Annotated in this window: 20 protein-coding genes; 6 read left to right on the top strand and 14 right to left on the bottom strand. The window is 65.7% G+C overall.

Features of this window, described 5'->3' with window-relative positions:
- Positions 1-120: 120 nt before the first annotated feature.
- Positions 121-996: a gamma-glutamyl-gamma-aminobutyrate hydrolase family protein gene (locus ACSVDO_RS20220; protein ID WP_332540070.1), complete on the top strand. Its 876-nt coding sequence runs from the start codon at positions 121-123 to the stop codon at positions 994-996.
- Between the two features lie 5 nt (positions 997-1,001).
- Here ACSVDO_RS20220 and ACSVDO_RS20225 read toward each other — a convergent pair whose 3' ends face one another.
- The 5 genes from ACSVDO_RS20225 to ACSVDO_RS20245 all read right to left on the bottom strand — a co-directional run bounded on the left by ACSVDO_RS20225 (position 1,002) and on the right by ACSVDO_RS20245 (position 5,296).
- The gene (locus tag ACSVDO_RS20225; protein ID WP_213297279.1) at positions 1,002-1,472 is read right to left on the bottom strand and encodes an FKBP-type peptidyl-prolyl cis-trans isomerase; all 471 of its coding nucleotides are present in this window, start codon (positions 1,470-1,472) and stop codon (positions 1,002-1,004) included.
- A 96-nt stretch (positions 1,473-1,568) separates the two neighbouring features.
- Positions 1,569-2,630 carry a pirin family protein gene (locus ACSVDO_RS20230; protein WP_489594278.1) on the bottom strand — a complete coding sequence of 354 codons (1,062 nt, stop codon included), beginning with the start codon at positions 2,628-2,630 and terminating at the stop codon, positions 1,569-1,571.
- A 146-nt stretch (positions 2,631-2,776) separates the two neighbouring features.
- Entirely contained in the window at positions 2,777-3,481 is a 705-nt protein-coding gene (locus tag ACSVDO_RS20235) for a glutathione S-transferase N-terminal domain-containing protein (RefSeq protein ID WP_332538232.1), read from the bottom strand.
- A 95-nt stretch (positions 3,482-3,576) separates the two neighbouring features.
- Complete coding sequence (locus ACSVDO_RS20240; RefSeq protein WP_489594279.1) at positions 3,577-4,143, bottom strand: DUF1439 domain-containing protein; 567 nt, start codon at positions 4,141-4,143, stop codon at positions 3,577-3,579.
- Positions 4,144-4,330: 187 nt separating this feature from the next.
- Entirely contained in the window at positions 4,331-5,296 is a 966-nt protein-coding gene (locus ACSVDO_RS20245) for a Bug family tripartite tricarboxylate transporter substrate binding protein (RefSeq protein ID WP_442881509.1), read from the bottom strand.
- A 383-nt stretch (positions 5,297-5,679) separates the two neighbouring features.
- On the opposite strand from ACSVDO_RS20245, the gene ACSVDO_RS20250 reads away from it, so the two are divergent.
- Positions 5,680-6,750, top strand: a complete 1,071-nt coding sequence (locus ACSVDO_RS20250) for a porin (RefSeq protein WP_489594281.1) — start codon at positions 5,680-5,682, stop codon at positions 6,748-6,750.
- Between the two features lie 130 nt (positions 6,751-6,880).
- Complete coding sequence (locus ACSVDO_RS20255; RefSeq protein WP_489594283.1) at positions 6,881-7,525, top strand: DUF924 family protein; 645 nt, start codon at positions 6,881-6,883, stop codon at positions 7,523-7,525.
- Positions 7,526-7,529: 4 nt separating this feature from the next.
- Here ACSVDO_RS20255 and ACSVDO_RS20260 read toward each other — a convergent pair whose 3' ends face one another.
- The 4 genes from ACSVDO_RS20260 to ACSVDO_RS20275 form a co-directional block, all read right to left on the bottom strand.
- Positions 7,530-8,606: an acyltransferase family protein gene (locus ACSVDO_RS20260; protein WP_332538225.1), complete on the bottom strand. Its 1,077-nt coding sequence runs from the start codon at positions 8,604-8,606 to the stop codon at positions 7,530-7,532.
- A gap of 553 nt (positions 8,607-9,159) precedes the next feature.
- Complete coding sequence (locus tag ACSVDO_RS20265; RefSeq protein WP_332538224.1) at positions 9,160-9,411, bottom strand: hypothetical protein; 252 nt, start codon at positions 9,409-9,411, stop codon at positions 9,160-9,162.
- Between the two features lie 113 nt (positions 9,412-9,524).
- Entirely contained in the window at positions 9,525-10,277 is a 753-nt protein-coding gene (locus tag ACSVDO_RS20270; protein ID WP_489594284.1) for a tRNA-uridine aminocarboxypropyltransferase, read from the bottom strand.
- A complete protein-coding gene (locus ACSVDO_RS20275) occupies positions 10,277-10,882 on the bottom strand; it encodes a class I SAM-dependent methyltransferase (protein WP_332538222.1) in 606 nt (201 codons plus the stop codon). The genes ACSVDO_RS20270 and ACSVDO_RS20275 overlap by 1 nt, the downstream gene beginning before the upstream one ends.
- 238 nt (positions 10,883-11,120) lie before the next feature.
- Between ACSVDO_RS20275 and ACSVDO_RS20280 the strand changes: the two genes are divergently transcribed.
- Together ACSVDO_RS20280 and ACSVDO_RS20285 are read left to right on the top strand one after the other, a co-directional pair.
- Positions 11,121-11,711, top strand: coding sequence for a ferritin-like domain-containing protein (locus ACSVDO_RS20280; protein WP_332538221.1), 591 nt, complete (start codon positions 11,121-11,123; stop codon positions 11,709-11,711).
- A gap of 123 nt (positions 11,712-11,834) precedes the next feature.
- Positions 11,835-14,243, top strand: a complete 2,409-nt coding sequence (locus ACSVDO_RS20285; protein ID WP_489594287.1) for a penicillin-binding protein 1A — start codon at positions 11,835-11,837, stop codon at positions 14,241-14,243.
- A gap of 4 nt (positions 14,244-14,247) precedes the next feature.
- On the opposite strand, the gene ACSVDO_RS20290 is transcribed toward ACSVDO_RS20285, so the two are convergent.
- Together ACSVDO_RS20290 and ACSVDO_RS20295 are read right to left on the bottom strand one after the other, a co-directional pair.
- A complete protein-coding gene (locus ACSVDO_RS20290) occupies positions 14,248-15,201 on the bottom strand; it encodes a hypothetical protein (RefSeq protein WP_489594289.1) in 954 nt (317 codons plus the stop codon).
- On the bottom strand, positions 15,198-16,646 hold the full coding sequence (locus tag ACSVDO_RS20295; protein WP_332538217.1) for a glycosyltransferase family 2 protein: 1,449 nt from the start codon (positions 16,644-16,646) through the stop codon (positions 15,198-15,200). Before ACSVDO_RS20295 ends, ACSVDO_RS20290 begins: the two co-directional genes overlap by 4 nt.
- A gap of 327 nt (positions 16,647-16,973) precedes the next feature.
- Here ACSVDO_RS20295 and putP point away from each other — a divergent pair, with 327 nt between their 5' ends.
- The gene (gene putP / locus ACSVDO_RS20300) at positions 16,974-18,464 is read left to right on the top strand and encodes a sodium/proline symporter PutP (RefSeq protein WP_489594291.1); all 1,491 of its coding nucleotides are present in this window, start codon (positions 16,974-16,976) and stop codon (positions 18,462-18,464) included.
- A gap of 43 nt (positions 18,465-18,507) precedes the next feature.
- Here putP and ACSVDO_RS20305 read toward each other — a convergent pair whose 3' ends face one another.
- The 3 genes from ACSVDO_RS20305 to ACSVDO_RS20315 all read right to left on the bottom strand — a co-directional run bounded on the left by ACSVDO_RS20305 (position 18,508) and on the right by ACSVDO_RS20315 (position 22,482).
- Complete coding sequence (locus ACSVDO_RS20305) at positions 18,508-18,657, bottom strand: hypothetical protein (RefSeq protein ID WP_332538214.1); 150 nt, start codon at positions 18,655-18,657, stop codon at positions 18,508-18,510.
- A gap of 69 nt (positions 18,658-18,726) precedes the next feature.
- Positions 18,727-19,464: a tyrosine-protein phosphatase gene (locus ACSVDO_RS20310; RefSeq protein ID WP_332538213.1), complete on the bottom strand. Its 738-nt coding sequence runs from the start codon at positions 19,462-19,464 to the stop codon at positions 18,727-18,729.
- A gap of 96 nt (positions 19,465-19,560) precedes the next feature.
- Positions 19,561-22,482 (bottom strand): DNA topoisomerase III, encoded by a 2,922-nt coding sequence (locus tag ACSVDO_RS20315; protein ID WP_489594293.1) that lies wholly within the window; start codon positions 22,480-22,482, stop codon positions 19,561-19,563.
- Between the last annotated feature and the right edge of the window lie 26 nt (positions 22,483-22,508).

The following is a 22,508-nucleotide window of genomic DNA, read 5'->3' on the forward strand; positions in this document are numbered from 1 at the left end:
ACACGTAACGAGACATCGGCTGCGCGCACAATGGTCGAGGTTGGACGGCGCGCATCGGAACGCCATAATCCAGCCATCCGCAGCGACCCGGCGCTTTTGCCTCGCACCAGCCTCCAAGCCATGTCCCAGCCAGCTTCGCGACGCCTCAAAATCGGACTGTCGGCCTGCTTCTCGCATGCCGACCAGGAACGCTCCCTGTTCACCGGCAAGACCCTGCAATACGTCGAGCAATCGATCGCCCACTGGATCATGTCCGCGGGTGCGATGGTGGTGATGGTGCCCTGCCCCACGGGCGAGACCGCGCGCGGCGACGTGACGCTGGCGCACTATGCCGACTGGCTCGATGGCGTGGTGATGCATGGCGGCGCCGATGTCTGGCCGGGCAGCTACGGCGAGGAACCGCTGCGCCCCGAATGGCTGGGCGACCGCGTGCGCGACCTCTACGATTTGGCGCTGGTCGAGGCCTTTTCCCAGGCCGGCAAGCCGATCTTCGGCGTCTGCCGCGGCCTGCAGCTGATCAACGTGGCGTTCGGCGGCACGCTCTACCAGGACCTGCTGACCCAGGTGCCGGGCGCGCAGGTGCACCGCGACGCCAAGCAATACGACCGCCACGCCCACGACATCGCGCTGGTCTCGGGCTCGCGCCTGGCCCAGCTGTATCCGGGCCAGCAGCGCGCGCGCGTCAACAGCATCCACCACCAGGGCATCAAGCAGATCGCGCCCAACTTCGAGGTCGAGGCCTGGAGCATTCCCGACCACATTCCCGAAGCCATACGCCGCAATCCGCGGCATGCGGGCGGCTATATCGCGGCCACGCAGTGGCACCCTGAATTCCGCAGCGCCGACAACAGCACGCTCGACGATTCGGCGCTGCTCAGCGATTTCCTGCAGGCCTGCAGCCGCAGCCGCACCTTCCCGTTCCCGGGCCACAGCCCGTTCCAGATCCGCGACCGCGCCGCACGGCTGCTCAAGCGGGCGCTGCTCAGACGCCGCTGATCACCTCAATGGTGGTGGCCGTGGCCGCCATGCACATGGCGGTGGGTGATTTCCTCGGCCGTCGCGGGGCGCACTTCGTTGACCTTGCAGGTGAAGCGCAGCGCCATGCCGGCCAGCGGGTGGTTGCCGTCAAGCAGCACTTCGGGGCCCTTGATCTTCACCACGTGATAGATCTGCGGCTCGCCCTGGTCGTTGCTGCCGCGCAGCTGGCCACCGACCTTGACGCCCGGCGGGAATTCGGCCTTGGGAATGCTGCGCTTGAGGCTTTCGTCGCGCGCGCCAAACGCATCTTCGACGGCCAGGTCCACGGTCAGCGTGGCGCCCACGGCCTTGCCTTCAAGCGCTTCCTCGACCTTGGCGAACAGGTTGTCGTAGCCGCCATGCAGATAGGCCACGTCGCCGTCGTCGAGGCGCTTGCCCTGTGGATCAGTGATCGTGTAATGGATGGTGACCGCGGTATCTTTGCTGATGTTCATTGAAAAGTGTCCATTCAAAGGGCTGCGTCCAGCCCGGCGCTGGCATTGTCCCCGATTGCGCCGCGGCGTGGCGCAGCCGCCCGAGGACAGCCCTTCTCACTCTGCGGCGCTGGCGGCGGATGGGGGTGACTCATCCTCGGTCTGCCCGGGATAGCGCGCGAAACGCCGCGGCGCGCTGCCGTGCACCGGATCCTGTTCGGGCCAGGGCCAGCCGCCGAACTGGGTGTTGCGGTAGTCCTGCAGCGCCTGCATGATTTCCTGCTGGGTGTTCATGACGAACGGCCCATATTGCGCGACCGGCTCGCCCAGCGGTTTTCCCTGCAGCAGCAGGCATTCGACCGGCGTGCTGCCGGTATTGACCAGCTGCCAGTCCTGGCCCGCGACGAGCTCCAGCGCCGCATGCTGGTCGGCCAGTGCATGGCCGATCTGCAGCTGCTCGCCCGCGAAGAAATACAGCATGCGGCGCGTGCCTTCGCCGCGTGCCGCGGGCAGCGTCCAGGACGCGCCGGGCTCGAGCCGCAGCGTCCAGATCGCGAGATCGGAAGCCGCCTGCGCAGCCCAGGACTCGGGCGGCGGCGCGAGCGCGGGATCGGCGCCTTCGAGCGCGCCCGCGACCACCGTCACCGTGGTGCGCTTGCCGCCCGCGTCGGTATGCACCAGGCGCGGAATGCGCTCGTCCCAGAACATGGTGAAGTGCGGCGCGACCATCTTCGAGGCCGCGGGCAGGTTGAGCCAGATCTGGAACAGCTCCAGCGGATTGGGGCTGTCGGTGTTCAGCAGCGGAAACATCTCCGAATGCACCACGCCCCGGCCCGCCGTGAGCCACTGCACGTCGCCGCGGCCGAAGCGCGCCGCGGCGCCCAGCGAATCCGAATGATCGATCAGGCCCTTGCGCACCAGCGTGACGGTTTCAAAGCCGCGGTGCGGGTGGCCGGGAAAGCCGGGCACGCTGTCGCCGTGGTACATGCTCCAGCCGTCCTTGCGGCTGAAGTCGCTGCCCATCTGCCGGCCTTCGAATTCGACCGATTGCACGCCCATGCGGCCGTCGCCGGCGGGATAGCTGTCGTCATGGTGGGCACAGAAAAGGAAAGGATCGAGCGTGGGCCACAGCGGGCCCAATGGCTGGGCCTGAAGGACGGGATGGGTCGCGGTGTTCATGGGGCTCCTTGAATGCCAGGCCCGCAGCACATATGCCACCGGCCAAACTATAGATACGCCAATTAGATGCGACCACCCGGGGCAAAGAGAAGGGCCACGGATGGGACGGTGTGTCGCGCTAGGCGCGCCCCGCTGGCCGCGCGCCGCTAGCCGCGCGCCGGAATTTCCAGCCCGCGCTGGACGGCGGGGCGTTGCTGCCACTTGTCGAGCACGCGGCGCAGCTGGCCGTAGCGTTCCCAGCCGACGATGTCCGCGGCCTCGTAGAAGCCCACCAGGTTGCGCACCCAGGGCAGGATGGCGATGTCGGCAATGGTGTAGTCGCGGCCCATGATCCAGTCGCGGCCTTCGAGCCGCTGGTCCAGCACCTGCAGCAGGCGCTGGGCCTCGGCGACATAGCGGTCGCGTGGACGCTTGTCTTCGTATTCCTTGCCCGCGAAGCGGTGGAAGAAGCCGAGCTGGCCGAACATCGGGCCCACGCCGCCCATCTGGAACATCAGCCACTGCAGCGTCTCGTAGCGCGCGCCCGCATCGCGGGGAATGAACTGCCCGGTCTTCTCGGCAAGATAGACCAGGATGGCGCCCGACTCGAACAGCGCCAGCGGCTTGCCTTCCGGACCGTTGGGGTCGAGGATGGCCGGAATCTTGTTGTTCGGATTCAGCGACAGGAATTCAGGCGACATCTGGTCCTGGCTGTCGAAACGCACGGTATGCGGCTCATAGGCCAGACCGGTCTCCTCGAGCATGATCGACACCTTGACGCCATTGGGCGTGGGCAGCGAGTACAGCTGCAGGCGTTCGGGGTGCTGCGGCGGCCATTTGCGGGTGATGGGAAACGCGGACAGATCGGTCATGGGCATAGGGGCTGGGTTGCAATGAACAAACGACTGCCGGCAGGGCAGTCCCCTGGGACTGCGCCTGGCGCAGGCCCAGGTGCATGGTACGCGCCTCAGCGCGCCGGCGTCTTGCGGTCCAGCGCAATCTCCAGGCCCTGGGGCGTGACGCGCATCACGCCGGGCTGCAGGTCGAGCGAATCCATCAGCGCCTTGTCCTTTTCCTGCATCTGGTAGAGCACCATGTCGCCCAGCGCCTGCTCGGCAATGGAGTTGCCGTAGGTGTTGAGCATCTCGGCCAGCGCGGGCGGCAGGCCGTCGAGCGCGAGGCTGTGGACCTTGACGCGCTGGGCGCGCACCGTGCGATCGGCGGGCTCATAACGCAGGCCGAAATCGGCCTCCATGCGGCCGTCGTAGCCCTGCTTGAGCACCGGGCCCGAAAGATGGGCCGTGAACTGCGCCTTGATCAGGTCCTGCTGGGGCAGCAGCTGCAGCTGCGGCGCCTGCAACTGCAACTGCAGCAGTCCCGCGACGGGATAAGGCCGGGGAAAGCGCTGGGCCACGGCCTGCTGGAGCTTCTCCGCGGAAACGATCACATTGCGCGGCATGGACTTGCCCGAACAAGCGGTGGACAGCAGTGTGGCGGAGACCAGGGAACTGAGCAGGAAACGGCGGCGAAGCATGGCGAACAAACCCGTGAGAGAAGCGACGAAAACCGGCAAGGATAGCGCCCCCGCTGCGCGGAACAGGCGACTGTGGATGATTTTTCGTGCTTGAAACCCGCGCAAAGTTCCCCGCGCGCCGTAGTAACAAAAAATCCGCCAGGCCCCCAAGAGGGCCAGGCGGATCCGCGGGCTGCGTGGCCGGCGTTTATTGCGGCGCGATCTTGGCGGCTTTGATCACTTCACCCCAGCGCTTGACTTCCGAGGCGAGCAGCGCCGAAGCCTCCTGGGGCGTGCTGGGCTGGGCTTCCACATTCAGGTCGTGAAGCTTTTTCTTCACATCCGGCGAGTTCAACGCGGCGACGATCACCTGATTGAGCTTGGCAATGACCGGCGCGGGCGTCTTCGCCGGCGCGGCCAGACCGTTCCAGCTGCGCGCCACATAGCCGGGCAGGCCGGCTTCCTTGGTGGTCGGCACGTCGGGCAGCACGGCCGCGCGCTTGTCGCTGGTCACGGCCAGCGCGCGCAGCGCCTTGGACTGGATCTGCGTGAGCACCGGCGCGACGATTTCCACGGCCGCGTCGATCTGGCCGCCGCGCAGCGCGGTGACCACGGCGGGCGTGCCGTTGAAGGGAACGATCTGCACATCGACACCAGCCGCCGACTTGAACATTTCCGCGGTCAGATGCTGGGTGCTGCCGACATTGATCGAGCCCAGATTCAGTTTGCCGGGGTTGGCCTTGGCAAAGGCCAGCAGCTCGCCAAAGGTCTTGAAGCGCGAGTTGGCCGCAGTGACCACGGCCAGATCGAAGTAGCCCAGCGTGGAGACCGGGGCGAAATCCTGCAGCGTCTTGAACGGCAGCGACTTGAACAGGCCTTCGCTCACGGCCGTGCCGTTGGACATCAGCAGCAAGGTATGGCCATCGGGCTCGGCCTTGGCGACGGTGTCGCCGGCGACGATGCCGCCCGCGCCCGGCTTGTTCTCGATCACCACGGCCTGGCCCAGCGATTCGGCCATCTTCTGCGCCACGACGCGCGCGGTCACGTCGGCCACGCCGCCCGCGCCGAACGGCACGATGATGCGCACCGCCTTGGTCGGGAAACTCTGCGCGAAGGCCATGGGCGTAAAGAGCGCGGTGGCCACCAGGGCGCCGAGCAACTGCTTGAATTTCATAGCTGTCTGTCCGTGAATCGTTGAACAAGCCCGCTGTCCGCAACGCGCATCGGGGCGCGATGGACAAGGCTGAAAGCGCCGCCGAAGGTATAACGAAAGCGCATAGCGTTTGCCCAGCATTATTGGGCTTGTGTGAACAGAATTGGAAAAATTCCCACAAGTGAAAACCCTTGATTTTGGGGGTGGAAAGATATTCCACCTCTGAAATATGCAGGGCATCTGGAGGTCTCTTGCCTTTGTCACATGCGGATTCAGCATCGAATTCCATGGTCCGGCAGCTGTAAGCGGCATATCAGCTATGCCAATTTCATCTATCTCCAAGTAGAAAACGCCGACAAACTCCAACCCTGCTGTTACCCAAAATTACATCAAGGAGACACGACATGCACAAAATTTCAGCACTCGCGCTGTTGACCCTCAGCGCATCGATGCCATCCCTGGCGCAAAGCCAGAGCAACCTCACGGTCTACGGCATTCTGGATGCCGCCGTGCGCACGCAAAGCGGCCTGACCGCAGGCTATGCCGGCGCGCCCAACCGCACCAGCGTCGTCAACAGCGGTGTCGGCCCCACGAGCCGCTGGGGTCTGCGCGGCCAGGAAGACCTGGGCGACGGCCTCAAAGCCACGTTCAACCTCGAATCCACGCTGGGCGTGGACGCCGGCAGCTCCGGCTCGGCCGCAGGCTTCTTCGATCGCGCCGCCGTGCTGGGCCTGGCCGGCAACTGGGGTGCGGTGACCGCGGGTCGCCAGAACACGCTGGTCGCGGACGCCGTCATCCCTACGGACCCCATAGGCATGCGCTTCGCGGGCCTGAACCCCAACATCCAGGTCACCAGCCTCACGGGCCACCGTCTGGGCATCGAATACGGCGCGACCAATACCAACGCCGCTTCCAACCGCGTCAACAACTCTGTCAAGTACTCTGGCACTTTCGGCGGCCTGACCGCACGCGCGATGTACAGCTTTGGCGAATCGGCGGTGTCCAGCACGCGCCAGGATTCCAAGGGTCTGGGCCTGAACTACATGGTGGGCGGCATCGTGGTCACCAGCGCCTACACGCAGTTCCACGATGCCAACGGCCTGGAACTCGACGCTGCCAGCATCGGTGGCGCCTGGTCCACCGGCAACCTGCGCCTGATGCTCAACTACGGCCGCAACCAGGGCGATACGACCGGCACCACGCAAACCACCAACAAGGTGCTGTCGCTGGGCGCCAACTACGCGTTCAACAGCCAATGGAGCCTCAATGGCGGCTACTACAAGGTGGACCGCGAGCGCACCGGCCTGAACGACGACGGCTTCACGCGCCTGATCGGCTTCCTCGACTACAGCCTGTCGCGCCGCACCAAGCTCTTCCTCGAAATGGACACCACCAAGTGGAAGCGCAACTACCAGGGCGCAGGCAACAAGGCGCGCTCCAGTGGCGTAAGCCTGGGCGTCACCCACTCGTTCTGATCGCCGCCCGCAGACGGTTTGCGATGGCGCCCGGCAACGGGCGCCATCTTTGTTTTGGAGCATGACCTACGCCGACCGGCTGGCGCGGGCCGTCACAATGGAAGACCCTGCTGCTTACGGAAAACCGCCCATGTCTGACGTTTCTTCCACCGCCCTGCGCGCGGGCAACGACCCGCGCATTGCCGAAGTCCTGACCTACTGGCTTGGCGCCGCAGCGCCCACCGATGCCGATGCGCATGCGCGCCAGTCGCTGTGGTTCACCAAGTCGGCGGACACCGATGCCGAGATCGGCCGGAGATTTGGTCCTCTGGTCGAAGAGGCGCTCTCGGGCGCGCTCGATGGCTGGGCCAAGACCGCGCGCGGACGGCTGGCGCTGATCCTGCTGCTCGACCAGTTCACGCGCAACCTGTTTCGCGGCACGCCCAAGAGCTTTGCGGGCGACGCCCAGGCGCTGCAGCTGGCCCTCGACGGCATTCTTGCCGGCCACGACATGGCGCCGGACATTCCCAGCATGGCGCGCATCTTCTGCTACCTGCCGCTGGAACATGCCGAGGACGGGCCGCTGCAGGCGCAGAGCGTGGCGGCGTTCGGCAAGCTGCATGAACTCGCCGCCCCCGAACTGCGCGGCTTCTTCGCCGCAACGCTGGACTACGCGCTCAAGCACCAGGAAGTGATCACGCGCTTCGGCCGCTTTCCGCACCGCAACCCTATCCTGGGCCGCCCCAGCACTGCGGCCGAGAAGGAGTATCTCGCGCAGCCGGGCGCAGGGTTCTGAGCCTTCAGCCCGCGGTTGCCGCGACGCCGGGGCGTTGATCGGCAACCCGCTTGGGGCGGTCACGCCAGCGCAAGGCCCAGCGCTCTATCGTGTAGAACGACAGCGCCGACAGCGCCACCGAGATCGCCAGGCCGGCAACCACCACCACGGGCCAGGAGTATTCGGCGCGCAGATAGCGCACCACCGGATAGTGCCAGAGGTAGACGCCGTACGACAGCCGGCCCAGGTGCACCAGCAACGGCGCCTGGAACATCTCGTAGACCAGGCCGCGCTGCTGCTGCACCGCGACCAGCAGCACCAGCGCCGCGCATTCGACAACCGTGAGGCCCCAGACCATCACTGCCTGGTTGTCCCATTCAAGGCGCATCAGCAGGGGAATCGCCAGCGGCAGCCACATGACATGCGGCATGCGCTTTTGCAGCGCCTGTATCCATGACGGCTTTTCAATCACCAGCGCCGCCAGCAGGCTGCCGGCGAGCAGGCCCGAAGCGCGCGTGTCGAAGCGGAAGAATATTTCGTAGAAATGCTGGCCCTGGCCCACCCAGAACAGGCGCCACAGCGTGCTGAGCACCCACAGCAGCAGGATGGGCCGCCAGAGCTTTCCGGCCTGGGTCTTGCGCAGCAACAGCACCAGCAGCGGCGGCCAGATCAGATAGAAATGCTCCTCGACGGACAGCGACCACATGTGCAGCAGCGTCTCGGGGCTGTCGAAGAAGGCGATGCCGTAATCGGCAAGGTACAGCGCGGACACCAGCGCGTCCTGGTGGATGTCGTCGAGATCCGGCCACAGCAGCGGCGCGATCAGGCAATAGGCGGCAAGAAACAGCAGCAGCGCAGGCATCAGCCGGAAGAAGCGGCGCCGGTAGAAACGCCAGTAATCGAGGCGCTCGTTGCTCTGGAACTCCTGCAGCAGCAAGGAGGTGATCAGGAATCCGCTGAGGACAAAGAAAAGATCTACGCCCAGGAACGCGCCCTCGAACATCGGCACATGTGCATGGGATAGCAGCACCAGCACGATCGCCACGCCACGCAAGCCGTCGAGCGCGGGGTTGTAGCGCAGTTTGAAGTCTTGCAAAGCCAAACCGGAAATACCTTTCATCCATCCGGGCCTGGCCCGAATCATTCATTTGGGAAAGAGCATGCAAGCCGCCGGACGGCACTCAGGCACGCCCGACCAGCGCTGGCCGAGGCAGCCAGTGCAGAAAACAACGGCACAGGAGGAGACAGCGGTAGAAATCCGCGCAGCGTGCGCAGGCCCTGCAAATGCTGCGGCCCGCTCAAGCGGTGGCACAGCGTTGCAGCCGATGGATAACCCAGAGGGTACCTGGCCGGCTGAAAGATCAGCGTTTTTTCATTCTAACCACGGTTCTGCCTCAGAACCTTGCTAGCAAATTTAAGAGCAAGCCAAATGCCGGACAAGGGAAAAAAGCCTACAACGCATGTAAGAAATAGTAGGAACCCGCAGGCCTCACGGGCCAATGGAAAGCACCGAATGGGGCCGGCAGCCATCGCGCAAAACCGTGCAGATGTATCGAATGAAAAATGATGCAACGCGGGGCCTGCGGTTGCCGCCGTGCGGGCACGGGTGCCTGCGGGCACCCAAGCAGCATGGGCCTGCGGCCCATGCTGGACGTTCAGCGCTTGACTACCGACCAGCCCGCGTGCAGGTTCTGCTTGTCATTCTCATAGTCCCAGATCGTGCCGCAGCGGTCGCACTGGTAACGCGTGACGGTCACCTGGCCCGAAGCGCGCTCTTCCTTGCGGTTGCCATGCTGTGCCAGTTCGACATGGCCTTTGGCACGGCGCCAGTTTTGCTGTATTCCTTCGCAGGAACTGCACATGGGCTCGGGCGTGTTGGCGGGTGTGGAGGAGCGTTCTTGGGTCATGGGGCGGGGAATAAAAAGTGGCGGGAGTCAGCGCAGCGCACAACGACCCCAAGGGGCGTGATTGTGCCGCAAGCCCCGGCCCGAGCGCATGGCAGGGTGAAAGCGCGCCGCGCTCAGGGCGCGACCGCAGTCCCGTTCAGCGCGCGCAAAGCCCGGTGCGCCGCGCTGTCGAGGTCGGGCGCAAGCTGGTGCTTGGCCTGCAGGTAATGGTGGGTGAACATGTCGAAATAGGCTTCGAGCGTCTGCGCGGCACGCGTGTCGCCGCCCAGCTCAAGGCACAGCGCCGCGACTTCGGCGGTGCAGAAATGATCGGAGCGCGTCGAGCGCCGCAACTGGTAGCGCGACACCTGCTCGGCCAGCAGGCTCAGCACCGGGAAGCGCTCCAGATAAGGGCTCTTGCGAAACATCTTGCGCGCTTCGGGCCAGGTCGCGTCGAGCAGCACGAACAGCGGGCGCTTGCCTGCATCGGCCGCGGGCACCACGGCATGCACCACGCGCTCTGGCGCCACATACTCACCGGGAAACACCACATAGGGCTGCCACTGCGGATCGGCCAGCAGCGCCAGCAGCGCCGGGTCGACTTCGGTGCGCGCCCAGCCAAACGCAAACGTGTCCTGCACCACATCGGCCACCAGCCAGCCGGTGTTGCTGGGCTTGAGCGGTTCGATATCGGCCATCAGCAGGCACACGCCCGCCTGCGTGGGCTGGGTCGGGCGCAGTGCACACAGGCAATGGCTGGGACGCAGCCGGCAGCCTGCACAGCGCTCGCCGCGCGGTCCCCCGCGCGCCAGGAACGGCTTGACGCTGCGTGCCAGGCGCGCGCTGCGAAGACGCGAGACCGCGTGGGGCGTGACGTCCGGGGCCATCAGCGCGCCGCGCACTCGAGTTCGAACAGCGGCACTTCGGCGTCGCGCTGCAGCCAGATGCCGCCGCCCAGCTCGGTGAAGCCCTGCGACAGGCCGCGCCGGTACAGTTCCGCGCGATGGCGGAACAGCCGCGGGTCGGTCAGCGTCTCGTCAAGGATGTCGCGCTCCCAATCTTCATGCGACACCGCTTCGATATACAGTGCGCCCTGGCTCAGGGCGGCGAAGTTGTGCAGCGCGCGCTTGAGGTCGGCAGCGCTCAGATAGGGCAGAACGCCCTGGCAGATGACGAAGTCGAACGGCTGCTCGGCACGATAGTCGACCACCGAGCCGCGCTCCCAGCCAAAGCGCTCGCACAGATAGGCGCTGTATTCGACGCCATGGAACGTGGCCTGCGGGAAATGCCGCGCGATGATGTCGCGCCACAGGCCTATGCCGCAGCCGACATCGAGCACGCGCCGCACGGGCACGCGCAGGTATTTGAGGTAGCTGCAGACGAAGCTGCCCAGCCGCTCCATGTGCTGGGGGTCGACCACGCTGGTTTTCTTGTCGAAATAGTAGCGTTCGTAATACGCCTCGTCGAACCAACTGTCACTCGCAGATTTCACGCACTCTCCTCGGGCCATGCCGGCGCGCCGACAGCGGGCAAGACATTTGCCCCAGGGATTCGAGTATCGCGCAGCGCCCGGCCAGCGCGCTGGCGTCGGGTCTTTCCGGCGTGCGCGCGGCCGCGCGGCTCAATCGCGGTTTTTTCAGGGTTGGCGATGCGCAGTTTTCCCACAGACGGCCTCTGCGCCCGCTTTTAATCTGTATGCAAAGCCTTGCCGGCAGGAATGGAGACCCGACATGAAACAGTCCAGCTCGGCGCCTCGCGGTGCCTACCAGTCGCGGCAAGCCGCCGCTTCGGCAACGCGCGAGCGCCTGGCATTGGACCAGGCCGCGATCGAGGTCGCCAAGAGCGATCTGCAGGCCGGCGCCGTCACCCCGCATTTCGGCCCCTGGCGCGAAGAGATCATCGGCCTGCTCAATGACGCGCTGGCCACCGAATGGGTCTGCGTGCTGCGCTACAAGCGCCACCATTTCACCGCCGTGGGCCTGGCCTCGCCCGCGATTGCCAGCGAATTCCTGGTGCATGCGAACGACGAGGCCCGGCATGCCGACTGGCTTGCGCGGCGCATCGTGCAGCTTGGCGGCGAACCCGACTTCAACCCCGACACGCTGAGCCAGCGCAGCCATGCGAGCTACAGCGCGGCGCGCGAACTGCAGGCCATGATCCGCGCCAACCTGATCGCCGAACGCGTGGCCATCGAGGCCTACAGCCAGATGATCACGCTGATCGGCGACAAGGACCCGACCACACGCCGCCTGATCGAAGCCATCCTGGAGCAGGAACAGCACCACGCCGAAGAACTCGCGGACTGGCTGGCCCCGGCATAACGCCACGCGCGACAAGGCCAAAACGGCGCCGCCAGAGGCGCGGCCGCGCGCCTGAAGCAGCTTCGCCTTTTTTCAGCCACACTGCGCGCTTTGTATTCCCAGCAGCCTGGCCTGCTCAGCACTGTGCGTTTTTCCGTGAATGACTTGAAGCTGCCCGCCCGCGCGGCGGCCGCCTGGCAACAGGTGCAGGCCTGGCCGCACTGGCCCAGCCGCGAACGCCTGGCTGCGCTGCGCCGGCCCACGCGCAGACAACTGGCCTGGGGCCTGGCCGCCCTGCCCTTGCTGGGCCTGCTGTATGTGCTGATATTGATTCCGTTCACGCCCGGCATCAGCGACATCCGCAAGGCCAGGCTGGAGCAGCCGGCGCAGATCCTGAGCCAGGACGGCAAGGAAATCGCGGTCTTCAAGCGCAGCAACCGCGACTGGGTCGCGCTCGATCAGATTTCCCCGGCCGTGGTCAAGGCGCTGATCGCGACCGAAGACCACCGCTTCTACGCACACCATGGGCTCGACTGGCGGCGCACGGCGTCGTCGCTGGTCTACACGCTGGGTGGCGACCGCCAGGGCGGCTCGACCATCACCCAGCAGCTCGCGCGCAACCTCTACCCGGCAGAAATCGGCCGCGCGCCCACGCTCACGCGCAAGCTCAAGGAAGCGATCACGGCGTTCAAGATCGAGGCGCTGTACACCAAGGACGAAATCCTCGAGACCTATCTGAACACCGTGCCGTTCCTCTACAACGCCTATGGCATAGAGATGGCGGCGCGCACCTATTTCGACAAATCGGCCAAGCAGCTGAGCGTGCTCGAATCGGCGACACTGGTCGGCATGCTCAAGGGCACGAGCTATTACAACCCGGTGCTCAATCCCGAACGCTCGGTCGCACGGCGCAACACCGTGCTGGCGCAGATGGTCAAGCGCGAGGAACTCGACGCCGCGACCTTCGCCCAGTTGAAGAAACGCCCGCTGCGCATCGACTTCGAGCGCCAGGAAGAGCCCACGGGCCCCGCGCCCCACTTCGCGCAGCAGCTGCGCAAATGGCTCATTTCGTGGGCCGACAAGAACGACTACAACATCTACACCGACGGGCTGGTGGTGCACACCACGCTCGATGCGCAACTCCAGGCCTGGGCCAACCAGGCCGTGGCGCGCCAGGGCCGCACGCTGCAGGGCATTGCCGATGCGGGCTGGAACCAGCGCGGCGGCTGGAATGCCGACAACCCCCTGGTGCAGACGCTGGTGCGCGAGTCCGACGAATTCCGCAAGTCGGAACTCGAACCCGAGCCGGCCCTGCAGGCGCTGCTCAAGGACAAGGCCTTCATGCGCCGGCTGCGCATGCAGAAGACGCGGCCCGAGGCCGGCCTGCTGGCCATGGATCCCACGACCGGCGCGGTGCGCGCCTGGGTCGGCAGCCGCGACTTCGCAGTCGACGGTTTCGACCATGTGCAGCAGGCACGCCGCCAGCCAGGCTCGACATTCAAGCCCTTCGTCTACGGCGCCGCGCTGCAGCAGGGCCTGCACGCCGATGACAAGCGGCCCGACCAGGCCGTCGAAATCCACCTTGCCGGCGGCGAAGTCTGGCGCCCCAGCGATGCCGGCCCGCCCAGCGGCAAGGAAATGACGCTGGCCGACGCGCTGGCCTATTCCAAGAACACCATCACCGCCGCGCTGATGCAGGAAGTCGGCGTGAACAAGGTCGTGCAGCTCGCGCGCGCGCTGGGCGTGCGCCAGAGCCCGCTCGAGCCCGTGCCCGCGCTGGCGCTGGGCAGCAGCCCGGTGACGCTCAAGGAAATGGTCAGCGCCTACGGGACGCTGGCCAATGGCGGCAGCTACCGCGAGCCGATGTGGGTCACGCGCATCGAGAACCGCGACGGCGAAGTGCTGGCCGAATTCGTACCCACGGCGCCCGAACAGGCGCTGGACGGCAACCTTAGCTACACGCTGGTCGACATGCTGCGCGGCGTGGTCGACAAGGGCACGGCGCGCGCCATTCGCCAGCAGTACGGCATACGCGCCGATGTCGCGGGCAAGACCGGCACCACGCAGGGCAATGCCGACGGCTGGTTCATCCTGATGCATCCCGAGCTGGTGGTCGGCGCCTGGGCCGGATTCAACGACGGCCGCATCAGCCTGCGCAACGACCACTGGGGCCAGGGCGCGCGCAGCGCGCTGCCCATGGTCGGCGACCTGACCGCGCGCGCCTTGCGCGCGCGCGCCATCGACGCCCGAGCCAAGTTCACCGCGCCCGAGCAAAGCCACTGGTGGAGCGATCTGGGCGCGGCGCTGCGCACGCGCTGGGACAGCTGGTGGACTGCGGCCCAGCCGCAGCCCGAGGCATCGCCGCGCAAGCGCGCCGAGCCGGCACCCGCTCCCGTCGAGCCGGTACCGGCGCCCGATACCACCGCCGAACGCATCACCGTCGTTCCTGCGACGGGCCTGCCCATGCCGACGGAAACGATAGAGGAAAGCACGCCGCTGCTGCCGCTGACGCCGGGCAGCCTGGGCCAGCCGTGGACGGAGGACGGCCAGTAGGAGACTAGAACGGAATCCGCACCTGCGCCACAAAGCTGGTGTAGCGGTAGCCGTCTTCGGAGGCACGCAAGGCAGAAGCATGGTCCTGGCTGGTCTCGAAGCCGACTTTCCACTGCAGCGCAGCGCGCCGCGGTGACGACAGGAAAAGCCCTGCACTCCAGGCCGAATGACCGCGGCCGTCTATGGACTGGTGCCCGCCGTCGACATTGGCGCTGAGCACCACGCTGTCGTTCAAGGCCGTGCGCCACAGCAGACCCAGCGAGGCTTCGTTGAAGCGCTCGGGCGAGAAGTATTCGGGCCGATAGGGGTTGCTGTTGCGGTAGTGGCGCGTCTTCGCATAGGCATACCAGCCACGCTCCTCGTCGAGCGTGAAAGTCCAGCGCGTGCGCAGCAGGTCGCGCCGGTTGTCGTTCGAGAACCAGCTCGCGCCCGCGGCCACGCCCAGCGACAGGCGCGGATGGAACTGGTGGTCGAGCACCAGCATCGCCGCGTCGTAGTGCAACCCGCTCTCCAGACCGCGGCGCGAATTGACGACATCGCGCTCCAGGCTCACTCCCATTGCGGTCGCAGCGCTGACGTAATACATCGCATCGAGCATGCCCACGGTCAGCGAGTGGCCAGCCGTGCGGTTGGCGCCAAGCTGAGCCTGCCATTGGTATTGCGACGTCTGCTTGCGGTGCGTGACCAACAGGCTGCGGCCCGTGGCCGACCAGCCCTGCATGCGGTAGTCCTGCCAGCCCGCTTTCAGGCCCCAGCCCGAAGCCGCCTCGTACTGGGTCCAAGGCTTGAATTCGCTGAAACCGTCTGAATCGTCGCTGGCATCGACACCTGCCGAGACCGCCGGCAGCGGGGCTGCGATGCCCTGGGCGCCCGCCATCGCCGGCAGCAGGCCCGCGAGCCCGCCCAGCCACAGCGCCGCGCGCCAGTGCGCGGACTTCCTTGCGATGCGCTTGTTCATTTGGTCCCCCAGTTCTTGGTGCGGCTGAAAACCTCGCTCACATAGCCCCAGACACAGGCCGGCTGCAGGATGATGCTGTACAGCAGGGAGTAGACGACGAAGCCCACGGGATTGCTGCGCACTTCGAGGCCCTGCTCGGCAAACATCCGCGTCTGGATATGGAAGATCACATAGTTGAGCAGCATGGCCGCAGGCAGCACCAGCAGCGTCATCGGCCCGGCGATCCAGTAGATGCCGAACAGCGCCAACACCAGGCCGGGAATGAAGAACACGGTGTAGACCAGGTCCAGATAGGGAAACAGCAGATTCCACCAGATGAACAGCAGGCTCATGCGCCACTGGAACAGCATGGGCCAGTGCAGCTTGAAGGCTTCGATCAAGCCGCGCGACCAGCGCTGGCGCTGGCGGATGAACTGGCGCCAGGTGTCGGGTGCATTGGTGAACAGGCAGGCGTTCTCGGCGAAACCCACGCGCCAGCCCTGGCGCAGAATGCCCCAGGTCACGACGATGTCTTCGCCCACCGTATGCGGCCAGCCGCCCATGCCCTTGAGCACCGCGGTGTCATAGGCCGAGAACGCGCCCTGCGCGACCAGCGTGCCCTGGTACATGCTCTGCAGGCGCTTGATGGCCGCGATGCCGTGGAAATAATCCCATTCCTGCACCTTGGTCACCAGGTTGGCGCGCGAATTGCGCACCAGCACCGCGCCGGCCACGGCGCGCGTGTTCGGCGGATCGCTCACATACCGCTGCACCAGATGCAGCAGCGCGTTCTTGAACAGATAGCTGTCGCCATCCACGGTCAACGTGAGCGGCGTGTCCACCAGTTTGAGCGCGGCATTCAGGGCATTGGCCTTGCCGACATTCTTCTCGAGATGCAGCACCTGCAGCCAGGGATAGGAAACCGACTGCAGCTTGGCCAGCGTGCCGTCCGTCGAGCCATCATTGATGGCGATGACGCGGAATGCTCCGGGGTAGTGCTGGCGGTCTATGCTTTCCAGCGTGGCGAGAATATTCTGCTCCTCGTTGTACGCGGCCACCAGGATGGTGATGGCCGGCAGATCCTGCGGCGCGATATGGGGTCGCACCTGCGGTCGACGATCAAGCAGCAGGCTCACAATCAGAAACGCATTGATGAAGCCCGGAATCACGGCAATGCCGTAGATCGCAAGATAGGCCGGCACGGTGCCGACAATGCGCGAGAAATCCGCTATCCAGGGCTGGGCTATGGTGTGGGCGAAGACGCCCCAGCCAATGCCCAGCAGCAGGGCCACGGTGAATTTGGCACGGACCGGCAAATACCAGCGCGAGCGCGCGGCCGGTGGGGATTCGTCCGCAGGCCGCGGAACCAGCACGTCGGATTCCGGCAGGGCCGGGCCCGGGTCCTGGGGCAAGTCGGGCAGCAGGGCTGCGGGCATGCGGGACTGCGTTGTCGTTTTCGAATCCATGGCGTTCTACCTCCGCAAGGAAGATCAAGGACCCAGCAGATGGACTCGCTGGTCCGCCTATGAAAAAGGGTGTAACGCCCGCTGAACGCACGCAGTACGCCCGGAAATCAAAGATTCAATTGCACACACTGGCTTCATTATCAAATGATCCAAAAATCAAATTCATTTCAATTGTCAAATCGAGTCGATAGCTGATAGCAATCAGCAATCGCACTGAACCCGCGGCTTGCACGCGCGCGGGCATGGGCACGCGGCATTCACTGCCATGAGGGCCGGATGGGCAATCCCCACAATCCAATACCGCCCTCTTCCCACCAAGGAGACGCCATGAACGCGAATCTGCCCACCACCGTCACCTTTGCGGTCTATCTGCTGGCCATGCTGTGCGTAGGCTGGTTAGGCTACCGGGCAACGACCAATCTGTCGGATTACATCCTTGGCGGGCGCAGCCTGGGCAGCGTGGTCACGGCGCTGTCGGCCGGAGCCTCCGACATGAGCGGCTGGCTGCTCATGGGCCTGCCCGGCGCGGTGTTCGTTTCCGGCCTGTCGGCGTCGTGGATCGCCATCGGCCTGAGCCTGGGCGCCTGGCTCAACTGGCGCTTTGTCGCGGCGCGGCTGCGCGTCTACACCGAGAAAGTCGGCAATGCGCTGACCCTGCCCGACTACTTCACCAACCGTTTCGAAGACGCCAGCCATCTGCTGCGCATCGTCACGGCCCTCGTGATCCTGGTGTTCTTCACGATCTACTGCGCTTCGGGCGTGGTCGCGAGTGCGCGCCTGTTCGAAAGCATGTTCGGCATGGACTACCAGATCGCGCTGTGGGTGGGCGCGTTCGCGACCATGGCCTATGTGTTCGTCGGCGGCTTCCTGGCCGTGAGCTGGACCGACACCATCCAGGCCTCGCTGATGATCACCGCGCTGATCCTCGCGCCGCTGATGGTGGTCCATGCCGATGGCGGCCTGGCCGCAAGCCACGCGGCGATCGCTGCGGCACGGCCGCAGGCGCTCGACATGGTGGCTTCGCTCGACGCCATCGCCATCGTCTCGCTGCTCGCCTGGGGCCTGGGCTACTTCGGCCAGCCACACATCCTGGTGCGCTTCATGGCGGCGGAATCGGCCAGGACCATTCCCAAGGCCAGGCGCATAGGCATGACCTGGATGGTGCTGTGCCTGGGCGGCGCCGTCGCGGTGGGATTTTTCGGCATCGCGTTCTTCGCCCAGCGCCCCGAGCTCGCCGCAGGCGTCAACACCAATGCCGAAAGGGTGTTTCTCGAAGTCGCGAAGCTGCTGTTCAACCCATGGATCAGCGGCATGCTGCTGGCAGCCGTGCTCGCGGCGGTCATGAGCACGCTGTCGTGCCAGCTGCTGGTCTGCGCGAGCGCGCTGACCCAGGACCTCTACAAGGCATTTTTTCGCCAGGAGGCGGGCCAGCGCGAGCTGGTCTGGTTCGGCCGGGCCATGGTCTTCGCCGTGGCCGTGGTCGCCATCCTGATCGCCCGCGACCCGGACAGCCGCGTGCTGTCCATGGTGAGCTATGCCTGGGCGGGTTTCGGCGCGGCGTTCGGACCGGTGGTGCTGCTGAGCCTGGTCTGGCCGCGCATGACGCGCAACGGCGCGCTCGCCGGCATGCTGGTGGGTGCGGTCACGGTGCTGGTCTGGCAGCACTACCATTGGTTCAAGCTCTACGAGATGGTGCCGGGCTTTGCGTTGGCCACGCTGGCCATCGTGGTCGCAAGCCTGCTGGACAGGCCGCCTTCGACGCGCCAGCTCAGCCTCCACGCAGAGGTGGAGCGTGAGATTGCCACGCATGGGGGCTGAGGACCTTTCCTCTCGGCCCTTAGACAGGCATGGCAAACGGGGTTCAGCGCACCCGGCTCACGCCCACATCGATATCGCCAAACACCGTGATGCCGCTGCGGCTCGCGCCTTCATTCGCCGGACTGCCGCCCGCGCAGCCCGCAAGCCCTGCGGCCAGTGCCAGGGCGGCGCACCATCGCATGCAAATCGTCATGAATACTCCTTGAAACATGCACCCATGCTAACGGGCGCAGGCAGAAGCAGGTAACGGGATGTGCGCCGCTCAGGCCAGATAGCGTTCGGCCAGCTGGGCACGCGCCGCGCGGTCCATGCCCAGCACCTCGGCCAGGTACCGGTCCATGCCGCCATGGTCGCGGTCGACCAAGTCCATCGCGGCGTCGAGAAACGGCTCCTGCACGCGCCACAGCACTTCCAGCACTTCCTCGGGCAGACGACCGGCAACGGTGGCGGGCGGGCGCTGGTAGTACGCATTGGTCAGCAGATAGTCCTCCATCACCTGTTCGCGCGACACGCCCAGCGCGTGCAGGATCAGCGCCGCGGCCCAGCCCGTGCGGTCCTTGCCCGCCGTGCAGTGGAACACCAGCGGCGCATCGCTTTGCAGCAGCAGCTGGAACAGCCGCGCGAAGCGGTCGGCATTGACTTTGACGAAGCTGCGGTAGGTGTCCTGCATCAGGCCCACGGTATCGGCCGCGGTCATGCGGTGGCCGGCAGCGAGCAGCTCCTGGGTACGCTGCACCACGGTGGGCTCGACCATGAAGGCATGGCGCTGGAACTGCGGCCAGGCATAGCCTTGCGCGCTGATTTCGTTGACGCCGCGGAAGTCGACGCTGTGGCCGATCTTCAGTTCGGCCAGCGCCTGCAGGTCGGCGGCGGAAAGCCCGGCCAGATGGTCGGAGCGGAACAGCCGCCGCCATTGCAGGCTGCGGCCATCGGCGGCGGTATAGCCGCCGAGGTCACGAAAGTTGCTGCTGCCTTCAAGGCGCAGCACACGGTCCGGCATGCCGGGCGGAAGCGGGGAAGCGTTCGTAATGGCCATGGGCCACAGCGTAGCGCATTGCGCGCTTCGCCGTGTGTACCTTAGATGACTCGCGCGCCGTCAGGCGAGGTGTTTTCCAACGATGCCTGCCAACTCGAACATCGTGATCTGGTCCTTGCCGAACACCGGCTTGAGCTTGGCGTCGGCATTGATCGCACGCTTGTTCGTCGCGTCCTGCAGGTTGTTGGCCTTGACGTAGTCCCAGACCTTCTTGATGACTTCGGTGCGCGCGACCATGTCGCCGCCGATCACCGCTGCCAGCTCGGGGCTGGGAGTCAGATTGGACGCGACCTTGCGCGGCGCCTTGACGGCAGCCGTCTTGGTCGCTGCCACCTTCTTCGCAGCCGGCGCCTTCTTGGCGGCCGCGACCTTCTTGGCCGCCGGCGCCTTCTTCGCGGGCGCGCCCGCGGTCTTGCGCGCCGGGTACTTCGAGTCGCGCTTCTCGAACTCGAAGTTCACCTTGCCTTCAGCCGCATCCCAGACCAGGAAGGCCTTGAACGCGCGCCGCGTGCGGTTGGAGACGAACTTCTCGAGCAGGTCGGTCTTGCCCGTCGCCAGCAGCTTGACCATCTGCTCGCGCTCTATGGGCTGCTGCAGGATGATCTGGCCGCTCTTGAAGTCGCAGCTCGGAACCGTCTGGGCCAGCGTGGGCACGGCCTTGGAGCAGACATAGTTGCTGCCATGCTCGAACACCGGCGCGCCGCACTTGGGGCAGGCGCCCAGCGGCTGCTGGCTCGCGAAATCGACGATCTCGCCCGAGTCTTCGGAGTTCGCGTCGTCGCCGAAATCGAACTCGAGCTTGTAGTTGTTGCTCTCCTCGTCATGCACGATGGCCACTTCGGCGACGAACGGCCAGCCGGCCTTGGAGCGGAAGCCGTCCAGCGGGCCTATGCGGCGCTCGCGCAGCAGGGTTTCGGCTTCATGCGTCTCGAACGTGCGGCCTGCGGGCGACTTGGTGAACGAGAAGCCGCAGCCGGCCTGCTTGCCGTCGGCGCCCGTGCAGGCGTAGCGGCGGTAGTTTTCCTTGACCACGCCCGAACAGTTGGGACAGGGCGTGGAGAGCGTCGCGTAGTCGCCGGGAATGGTGTCGCGGTCGTATTCCTTGGCCTTCTTCACCAGGCGCTCGGTCATGGAGGCGATTTCCTGCATGAAGGCTTCGCGCGACAGCTGGCCCTTTTCCATCTGCGACAGCTTGTACTCCCACTCGCCGGTCAGATCGGCGCGCGACAGTTCTTCCACGCCCAGGCCGCGCAGCAGCGTCATCAGCTGGAAGGCCTTGGCCGTGGGAATCAGCTCGCGGCCTTCGCGCAGCATGTATTTCTCGGTCAGCAGGCCTTCGATGATGGCCGCGCGCGTGGCTGGCGTGCCCAGGCCCTTTTCCTGCATCGCCGAGCGCAGTTCTTCGTCTTCGACCTGCTTGCCTGCGCTTTCCATCGCGCCCAGCAGCGTGGCTTCCGAATAACGCGCCGGCGGCTTGGTCTTCAGGCCCTTGGGGTCGACCGCCTCGGCCAGCGGCTGCTCGCCGGGCTGCACGGGCACCAGGTTCTGGCCCTTGTCGCCTTCCTTCGCATCCTCGACTTCATGCGCGGCTTCCTTGCCATAGATCGCCAGCCAGCCCGGCTTGACCAGCACCTTGCCTTCGGTCTTGAAGTGGTGGTTCTCGACGCGGCTGATGCGCGTCGTCACCTGGTGCTCGGCGCTGGGGAAGAACACGGCCATGAAGCGGCGCACCACGAGGTCATAGAGCTTTTGCTCGGCCTCGCTCAGGCCGCTGGGCGCCTGCGTGGTCGGGATGATGGCGAAGTGATCCGACACCTTGCTGTTGTCGAAGATGCGCTTGGTGGGGCGCACGTAGTTGTTCGTGATCGCCTGCTGGGCGAACGGCTCGAGATGACGCATGCCGCTCTTGGCCAGCATCTCGAAGGTCTGCTGCGCCACGGGCAGATAGTCCTCGGGCAGCGCGCGCGAATCGGTACGCGGGTAGGTCAGCGCCTTGTGGCGTTCGTAGAGGCTTTGGGCGATCGACAGCGTGGTCTTGGCCGAGAAGCCGAACTTGCCGTTGGCTTCGCGCTGCAGGCTGGTCAGATCGAACAGCAGCGGCGACGCCTGGGTCGTGGGCTTGCTTTCCTCGGTCACCACCGCAGGCTTGCCGCGCGACGCCGCGGCGATGGCCTGGGCCTCGGCCAGGCTCCACACGCGGTCGGCGCGCATTTCGGCGTCGTCGCTCTTCTTCCACTGCGGGTTGAACCACTTGCCCAGATAGGCGCCGGCCCGGGCGCCGAACGTGCCGTGGATTTCCCAGTAGTCGCGGCTCACGAACTTGCGGATCTTCTCCTCGCGCTCGACGACCACCGACAGCGTGGGTGTCTGCACCCGGCCCACCGTGGTCAGGAAGAAGCCGCCGTCGCGCGAGTTGAACGCGGTCATGGCGCGCGTGCCGTTGATGCCCACCAGCCAGTCGGCCTCGGAGCGGCTGCGCGCGGCGTCGGCCAGGCCCTGCATCTGTTCGTTGCTGCGCAGGCTCTCGAAGCCCGCGCGTATCGCCTGGGGTGTCATCGACTGCAGCCACAGGCGCTGCACGGGCTTGCCCAGGGGCTTGTTGCCGCCCGCGTACTGCTCGATCAGGCGGAAGATCAATTCACCTTCGCGGCCCGCGTCGCAGGCGTTGATCAGCTTGGTCACGTCCTTGCGCTTGGCCAGGCGCACCACGGCGTTCAGGCGGCTCTTGGTCTTGTCCACGGGCTTGAGGTCGAAGTAGGGCGGGATCACCGGCAGGTTGGCGAAGCTCCATTTGCCGCGCTTGACGTCGAACTCCTCGGGTGCCTGGATCTCGACCAGGTGACCGACGGCGCTGGTCACCACATAGGTGTCGCTCTCGAAATGGTCGTCGTGCTTTTCAAACTTGCCTGCAACCGGGGTCAGTGCGCGAACAATGTCCTGCGCCACGGAAGGCTTCTCGGCAATCACCAGTGTTTTTGTCATTGTGTGTTCTCGTCATTTCAAGCGCC

Source organism: Comamonas sp. DB36, assembly GCF_057914905.1.

Coding starts and splice junctions, on each gene's coding strand:
- ACSVDO_RS20240 (WP_489594279.1), bottom strand. CDS start 4,143: ATGCTTCGCCGCCGTTTCCTGCTCAGTTCCCTGGTCTCCGCCACACTG.
- ACSVDO_RS20245 (WP_442881509.1), bottom strand. CDS start 5,296: ATGAAATTCAAGCAGTTGCTCGGCGCCCTGGTGGCCACCGCGCTCTTT.
- ACSVDO_RS20230 (WP_489594278.1), bottom strand. CDS start 2,630: ATGAACACCGCGACCCATCCCGTCCTTCAGGCCCAGCCATTGGGCCCG.
- ACSVDO_RS20310 (WP_332538213.1), bottom strand. CDS start 19,464: ATGCCGGACCGTGTGCTGCGCCTTGAAGGCAGCAGCAACTTTCGTGAC.
- ACSVDO_RS20305 (WP_332538214.1), bottom strand. CDS start 18,657: ATGACGATTTGCATGCGATGGTGCGCCGCCCTGGCACTGGCCGCAGGG.
- ACSVDO_RS20290 (WP_489594289.1), bottom strand. CDS start 15,201: ATGAACAAGCGCATCGCAAGGAAGTCCGCGCACTGGCGCGCGGCGCTG.
- ACSVDO_RS20295 (WP_332538217.1), bottom strand. CDS start 16,646: ATGGATTCGAAAACGACAACGCAGTCCCGCATGCCCGCAGCCCTGCTG.
- putP (WP_489594291.1), top strand. CDS start 16,974: ATGAACGCGAATCTGCCCACCACCGTCACCTTTGCGGTCTATCTGCTG.
- ACSVDO_RS20270 (WP_489594284.1), bottom strand. CDS start 10,277: ATGGCCCCGGACGTCACGCCCCACGCGGTCTCGCGTCTTCGCAGCGCG.
- ACSVDO_RS20255 (WP_489594283.1), top strand. CDS start 6,881: ATGTCTGACGTTTCTTCCACCGCCCTGCGCGCGGGCAACGACCCGCGC.
- ACSVDO_RS20225 (WP_213297279.1), bottom strand. CDS start 1,472: ATGAACATCAGCAAAGATACCGCGGTCACCATCCATTACACGATCACT.
- ACSVDO_RS20220 (WP_332540070.1), top strand. CDS start 121: ATGTCCCAGCCAGCTTCGCGACGCCTCAAAATCGGACTGTCGGCCTGC.
- ACSVDO_RS20250 (WP_489594281.1), top strand. CDS start 5,680: ATGCACAAAATTTCAGCACTCGCGCTGTTGACCCTCAGCGCATCGATG.
- ACSVDO_RS20265 (WP_332538224.1), bottom strand. CDS start 9,411: ATGACCCAAGAACGCTCCTCCACACCCGCCAACACGCCCGAGCCCATG.
- ACSVDO_RS20315 (WP_489594293.1), bottom strand. CDS start 22,482: ATGACAAAAACACTGGTGATTGCCGAGAAGCCTTCCGTGGCGCAGGAC.
- ACSVDO_RS20280 (WP_332538221.1), top strand. CDS start 11,121: ATGAAACAGTCCAGCTCGGCGCCTCGCGGTGCCTACCAGTCGCGGCAA.
- ACSVDO_RS20235 (WP_332538232.1), bottom strand. CDS start 3,481: ATGACCGATCTGTCCGCGTTTCCCATCACCCGCAAATGGCCGCCGCAG.